Below are 6543 nucleotides of genomic sequence, written 5' to 3'. Positions count from 1 at the left end.
AAATTTGGAGCGGAATACCGCGTAAGAATGAAAGTAGAAGTACCAACGGATTTAGGTTTACAATGGTCATCAGATTACGGAGCACCATGTTCAGTATTTAGTCCGGTAGCACCAGAGGCACAGATAGAAGGATGTGGAGATGAAGCGGGAATCTTCCCAGCATCGTTAAACACAGTAATCTATGCTACACCGGTAGCAGGAGCAACCCTATATCGTTTCACGTTAACAAACGGAAGTGGTTATAACCAAACTTTTACCACTTCAACCAGAACCTTCAGATTGAGTAACTTCAATGCCTTGGCAACCTTAACATCAGGTACAAGTTATTCAGTAACGGTAGAGACAGAGATTTATGGTTTCTTCTATGCCGGAAAAGATTGTAACATTACTACTCCTGGAGCACCACCGGTGATGACAAGAGAGCAAGTAGAGGTTAAAACACCAGTAGAAGAGGTAGTGGTAGCTCCATTCAAAGTAGTGGCGTATCCTAACCCATTTGCGGATAGTTTTGTATTGGATATTCAAACTTCCAACGTAGCACCAATTAGTGTGGCTATCTACGATATGGCAGGACGTTTATTAGAGACAAAAGACATCCAAGCAGATGATTTATCATCACAAAAAATAGGAGAGCGTTATCCTGCAGGCGTATACAATGCAATTGTTACCCAAGGAGACGAAACCCGCGTAATTCGTGTGGTGAAACGATAATTTAAATAATTTTTTATAAAAAATGCCTCTCTTAATTGAGAGGTATTTTTTAATATTGATTCCATAAGTCTCTTTATTTTGAAAAAAATAAAAAGCATGTCACGAAAAGTGAAAACAATAACAGTCATGAAAAACCTTACTATCTTACTCGCAATATTTTTTATTATCACATCTTTACAAAGTGTTCAGGCACAAGTTGGAATAGGAACAACTACGCCATCCGCTGCTTTAGACATTACTTCAACCGATGAAGGTTTATTGATTCCAAGAGTAGCATTAGTGAACACAACAACGGTAACCGTTTTAACAGGAACAGCTTCTGAATTGGTTTATAACACTGCCACAACCGGCGATGTAACCCCGGGATTTTATTATCTAAGCACGGCTACAGGCCCTTGGATAAGAATAGCCACAGGTGGTTTAGGCTGGCAAATTACAGGAAATACCGATATTGTTGACAATGTAAACTTTATGGGAACTGCATCCGGAAACAATGTTGATGTAGCGTTTAGAAGAAATAATATTGCTGCAGGAAAGATTGCAACAACTAGTACATCCTTTGGTGTAGGAGCATTAACTGCCGGAACTACTTCGAATAGTACCGCTTTTGGAAATAATGCTTTGTTACTTAACACAGGTGATAATAATGTTGCGGTTGGGAATAGCACATTAGCTACAAATACAACCGGAATTCAAAATACCGGAGTAGGAAATAATGCTTTAAACCTTAATAGAGGAAGTGCAAACTCTGCCTTTGGGATGGGTGCATTACGATCCAATTCAACCGGTAGTAATAATACCGGAATAGGTTTTGAAGCTTTACAAGCCAACACAACAGCCAGTAACAATACCGGAATAGGTTTTCAAGCGTTGAGAAGCAATATTACAGGTACAAGCAATACTGCAGTAGGCTTTCAAGCGGGAGAAAATACAACAGCTTCATCAAATACTTCTTTAGGTTTTCAAGCTCATCAAATGAATACGTCAGGCTCACAAAATGTGGCTATCGGTGAACGATCACTTGGAAGAAATTCAGGAAGTCAAAATACTGTAATCGGTTGGGAAGCTATGTTTGGTTCAACTTCTTCAGCCAGCAATTCTACAGCAGTTGGTTGGCATGCATTATTTAACAATTCTGGAGATAGCAATACAGCTATTGGTAGGGATGCATTGCAAGGAAATACAACAGCAGCAAATAATACGGCTGTTGGAGCTAGGGCTTTAAATGACAATAGTACCGGAGCCAGAAATACAGCTGTTGGTAGAGATGCAGGTTTTGCCGCTACATCGTCTGATGGAACATTTATCGGATTTAATGCTGGTGCCTATTCAACTGGTACTCAAAACACAGCCGTTGGTGCAAATGCTTTAGATGCGAGTGGAGCCACAGCCAGAAATGTTGCTATCGGTTTTAATGCTTTAACCAATAGTACTTCCACTAATAATACAGCAATTGGTCATAGTGCATTGCTTAATGCAACGACAGGATCTGGAAATGTAGCGATAGGCTATCAAGCCGGTTTGTCAGAAACTACTTCAAACAAATTGTATATCTCAAATTCCAATACAACCCCAACTACTTCATTAATTTATGGTGAATTTGCACCAACAAGAATTCTAAGAACTAATAGTACTTTTCAAATTGGTGATCCTGCTACAACAGGGTATCAATTTCCGGTTGCAAGAGGTACAAATGGTCAAATTTTACAAACCAACGGAACCGGGGTTTTAAGTTGGGCTGAACCTAACGCCACAAAATCAGTAGTTAGAGCAACATTATTAGCCAATCAAGCACTTGGAACTAGTGGTTGGGAAAAAATCAATTTTAATAATGTAGTGTTTGATACAAATGCTGAATTTGTAGTGGCTAACAATCGATTTGTTGCTACTCAGGCCGGTTACTATCAAATTAATGCAGGCATGCATACAGACAATCAAAGTAACAATCAATTTTATTCCATTGGTGTGTATGTAAATGGTGTCTTATATCAAGAAACAACAGGAAACCATTTTGGAAATGGCCCAGTTCATCGAAACATCAATTGTTTGGTGAACTTAGCTGCAGGTGGATTTGTTGAAATTTACGTTCAAAATTATCAAACCGGTGTAGCGGTTGATAGTTTTCCCGCTAAAACCTTTTTTGAAATACAAAAAGTTAGATAAATAATCGAAATTAAAATTTTTATTCTTTAAAAATGACTGGGTAATCTCAGTCATTTTTTTTATTTTTTGAATTATACATTTAATAAAAAGAATAAGGCAATAACTCAGCTACAGCTATCACTCTTTTTAACCTGACAAACAAATTTTAGATAAAAAAATCATTAATTTACTTTTGTTTTTAACGAGTGTTATTAAATAATTCGCTTAAACAACCCTAACATATATCAATCACATAATATTCAATATTTTATTTTCTATCTTTGAAAGTAAGTAAAACACCAAACAATGGACAAAAACAAGGAAACATTCAACACTTGGAATAACATTGCTTCTTTATACCAAGAAAAGTTTATGGAATTAGACTTGTATAATGATACTTACGATTTTATCTGTAAAACAATCGAAAAACCCAAAGCCAAACTGTTGGAAATTGGTTGCGGACCCGGCAACATCACTAAATACCTTTTATTTAAAAGACCTGACTTTGACATCTTTGGAATTGATATTGCATCTAATATGATTGAATTGGCAAAGCAAAACAACCCAACGGCACATTTTGCGGTAATGGATAGCCGAGACATTCACACGCTTGACACAAAGTATGACGGCATTATTGGCGGGTTTTGCATTCCCTATTTGTCACAAACGGAGTGCAACGAACTAATTGCTACTTCCTATGATTTATTAAACAAGAATGGCTTGATTTACTTAAGTTTTGTAGAAGGCGATCCTGAAAAATCAGATTTTAAAGTGGGCAGCGGTGGACGCGTTTATTTTTATTACCACAAACTAGATGATATTAAAGAACAACTGAATCGTTTTCAATTTGGAGAAATTAATACGTTTAAGGTGAAGTATAAAATTTCGGAAGCGGAGTTTGATATACATACTATTATAACAGCGAGAAAGTAAATATTAAAATTGTTATTTTTGAAATACAAACCAATACATAACACTCATGAAACTAGGAGCTTTTTCTATAAGTCTTGCGGTAAAAGACATACAAAAATCTAAAGAATTTTACGAAAGTTTAGGGTTTTCCTGCTTAGGCGGAGACATTAATCAAAAATGGTTAATCCTAAAAAACGGGAACGCCATTATTGGTTTATTTGAAGGGATGTTTGAAAACAATATTATTACTTTTAATCCGGGTTGGGATGAAAACGCACAAAACCTTGAAACATTTGATGATGTTAGAACTATTCAGCAACATTTAAAAAATTGTGGCATTACATTAACCTCTGAGGCAGACCCTAACTCAAACGGTCCTGCACACATTACTTTAACAGACCCAGATGGGAATAATATTCTGATTGACCAACATCGCTAGTTAAGCTAAAATCATAATTGACATTAAACGATTTAAAAGAAATATAATTTACTTTCAAAAGTGTCATGAACTAGGTCATTTCAATTTTGAATAAAAACCTTTCTTTGGTAAAATGAACTCAACACAATGTAAAGTTACATTTTACAAACACTTTAATCACCATTTAACACAATTCAAGATTGATGATAGAGAAATAACTTTCAAATTCATAAATCGGTTGTCAATTAAAAAGAACAAGAGCGACAACTCAACGTGGAGTGTCGCTCTCGTCAACCTAACCAATAAATAAACAAACTTTATAAAAAACAACTAAAATTTAGTTGGTAATGTATTTTTCAAAATCTTTAGTTTTTACTCTTGCTTTTAAATCGTGAAGCAAATTATACAAACCAAAGAACGTTCTGTTAATGTATAAAAAGTGCTTTGAACCTCTGTTGCCGTTCATTTTTCGTAGTTGAGTGTCTTTTGAGAACTCCTCACCCATTTTGGCAATTTTCCCAAAGAATTCTTCATCCGAAAAATCAAAGAAATCGCCGTGAAACGGTTGTGTAAACAAACTCAACAACTGATGAAATAACTTCGTAAAATACTCAATCTCTTTAGGCGAATCATCAGTTCGCAATATTTCTAATTCAAACAACTTTTCGTTGAACAATTTTGGGTTGTTAATCACCTCCGGTTGAGCCAATTCAAAATAAGGCTTATAAAAATCCTCCGGAACTTGTTTGATACAACCAAAATCAATAGCTATCAAATTAGCTTCTTTATCAACCAAAAAGTTACCGGGATGTGGATCGGCGTGCACCTGACGCAACACATGCATTTGATACATGTAAAAATCCCACATCGCTTGTCCTAATTTATCTCCTTTTTCACGGTTCTCATTGTGAGCCGTAAATTCAGAAAGATGTTCACCCTCCATCCAATCCATCGTCAAAATTCGCTTCGACGATAAAGCTTCATAATACTTTGGAAATCGTAAATTTGGAATTTTAGAACACGCTTTCGCAATAAACTCACCTTGCTTCAATTCTAACTCATAATCCGTTTCCTCTAATAATTTATGTTCAACCTCCTTGAAATATTTCTCAGAGTCTTTTCCTTGGAGGTTGAACATTTTAATAGCAAAAGGTTTCACAATTGCCAGGTCTGAACTAATACTCTCCGCCACACCCGGATATTGAATTTTCACAGCAAGATTTTTCCCATCCTTTGCGGCTTTGTGCACCTGACCGATGCTGGCCGCATTAATTGAATCTGGCGTAAACGAATCGTATAGTTGTTCAGGATATTTTCCCAAATAATTTTTAAATGTCTTTCTCACCAACGGAGCACTCAACGGCGGCACCGAAAATTGTGCCAGCGAAAACTTTTCCACGTATGCTTTTGGCATAATATTTTTCTCCATGCTCAGCATTTGAGCCACTTTCAACGCACTCCCTTTTAAATTTTTGAGTCCGTCATAAATATCCTCTGCATTGTTCTCATTCAATTTATCTTTGGTCAAACTCGGATTCACCACTTTTTCGCCATAATAAGCAATGTAGTTTCCTCCTACTTTCAAACCGGTTTTAACCAATTGTCCCGCACGTTCAATTTTGTTGGTGGGTATTTTGTCTAATGTTTTCAATTTCTGTTAATTAAATTTTTCTTTCCAAACAAATTTTCCCAAATCAAACAAACTTTCTAAGGGCGTAGTGTCCAACACATCAAAAGTTGCTTTTACGGTTTTTTCAATCATCACATCTGTTTTCTCAAAACCTTTCGACGTATCTTCTAACCAAAATTTCAAAATGACTAAGAACTCAATCCATGCTCCTTCTGCATAAAAAGGTTTTATAAACTTGTTCACCTTAAAATCATCCTCCGAAGTTTGCATGTTCATCATATCTACGATAAAACTTTTGAAATGGTTTCGAAAAGATTTTAATTGTTGTAAATTTTTCAACGCATTTTTATCTTCTTTCAATGCAAACATCACATAACTTCTATTGAGTGTCATCACTTCTATCAATGAAAAATAGAGTGTTAACAATTTATTTTTATTAGAATATGCATCATATTTATCATCCGATTCAATTGTTTGTTTTACATTTTCAAAAAACTTTACCCAAATTTCTTGCTTTAACGCTTCTAAGGAACCGAAGAAAGTATAAAAATCACTCTCCTGAATCTTGTTTTCCTGACAGAATAAAAAAACATTTTTAGGTTCTTCATTGTATTGTAAAACTTGATTCATATAGGCAGTAATAATATGGTTTTCATCTACCGTTTTCTTCTTGTTTGTAGCTTTTTTGGTTGTAGTCATTTTTCGTTTATTTATTTACACTGTAAAAATA

Annotated in this window: 6 protein-coding genes; 4 read left to right on the top strand and 2 right to left on the bottom strand. The window is 35.4% G+C overall.

What is annotated here, in order from left to right:
- From H601_RS0106195 to H601_RS0106180, 4 genes are all read left to right on the top strand, one after another.
- The coding region (locus H601_RS0106195) for a T9SS type A sorting domain-containing protein (protein WP_026710697.1) at positions 1-711 on the top strand (711 nt) is incomplete at its 5' end.
- Between the two features lie 126 nt (positions 712-837).
- The gene (locus tag H601_RS0106190; RefSeq protein WP_156900352.1) at positions 838-2874 is read left to right on the top strand and encodes a beta strand repeat-containing protein; all 2037 of its coding nucleotides are present in this window, start codon (positions 838-840) and stop codon (positions 2872-2874) included.
- A gap of 285 nt (positions 2875-3159) precedes the next feature.
- Positions 3160-3786, top strand: a complete 627-nt coding sequence (locus H601_RS0106185; RefSeq protein WP_026710695.1) for a class I SAM-dependent methyltransferase — start codon at positions 3160-3162, stop codon at positions 3784-3786.
- Between the two features lie 46 nt (positions 3787-3832).
- A complete protein-coding gene (locus H601_RS0106180; RefSeq protein ID WP_026710694.1) occupies positions 3833-4204 on the top strand; it encodes a VOC family protein in 372 nt (123 codons plus the stop codon).
- 316 nt (positions 4205-4520) lie between these two features.
- Here H601_RS0106180 and H601_RS0106175 read toward each other — a convergent pair whose 3' ends face one another.
- Positions 4521-5834, bottom strand: a complete 1314-nt coding sequence (locus H601_RS0106175) for an ABC1 kinase family protein (RefSeq protein ID WP_026710693.1) — start codon at positions 5832-5834, stop codon at positions 4521-4523.
- 6 nt (positions 5835-5840) lie between these two features.
- Positions 5841-6512 carry a TetR family transcriptional regulator C-terminal domain-containing protein gene (locus H601_RS0106170; RefSeq protein ID WP_026710692.1) on the bottom strand — a complete coding sequence of 224 codons (672 nt, stop codon included), beginning with the start codon at positions 6510-6512 and terminating at the stop codon, positions 5841-5843.
- Positions 6513-6543: the final 31 nt, after the last annotated feature.

The organism is Flavobacterium filum DSM 17961 (assembly GCF_000425465.1).
Taxonomy (GTDB): Bacteria; Bacteroidota; Bacteroidia; order Flavobacteriales; family Flavobacteriaceae; genus Flavobacterium; species Flavobacterium filum.
This window is presented reverse-complemented; position numbering and strand designations above follow the sequence as displayed.

Coding starts and splice junctions, on each gene's coding strand:
- H601_RS0106190 (WP_156900352.1), top strand. CDS start 838: ATGAAAAACCTTACTATCTTACTCGCAATATTTTTTATTATCACATCT.
- H601_RS0106185 (WP_026710695.1), top strand. CDS start 3,160: ATGGACAAAAACAAGGAAACATTCAACACTTGGAATAACATTGCTTCT.
- H601_RS0106180 (WP_026710694.1), top strand. CDS start 3,833: ATGAAACTAGGAGCTTTTTCTATAAGTCTTGCGGTAAAAGACATACAA.
- H601_RS0106170 (WP_026710692.1), bottom strand. CDS start 6,512: ATGACTACAACCAAAAAAGCTACAAACAAGAAGAAAACGGTAGATGAA.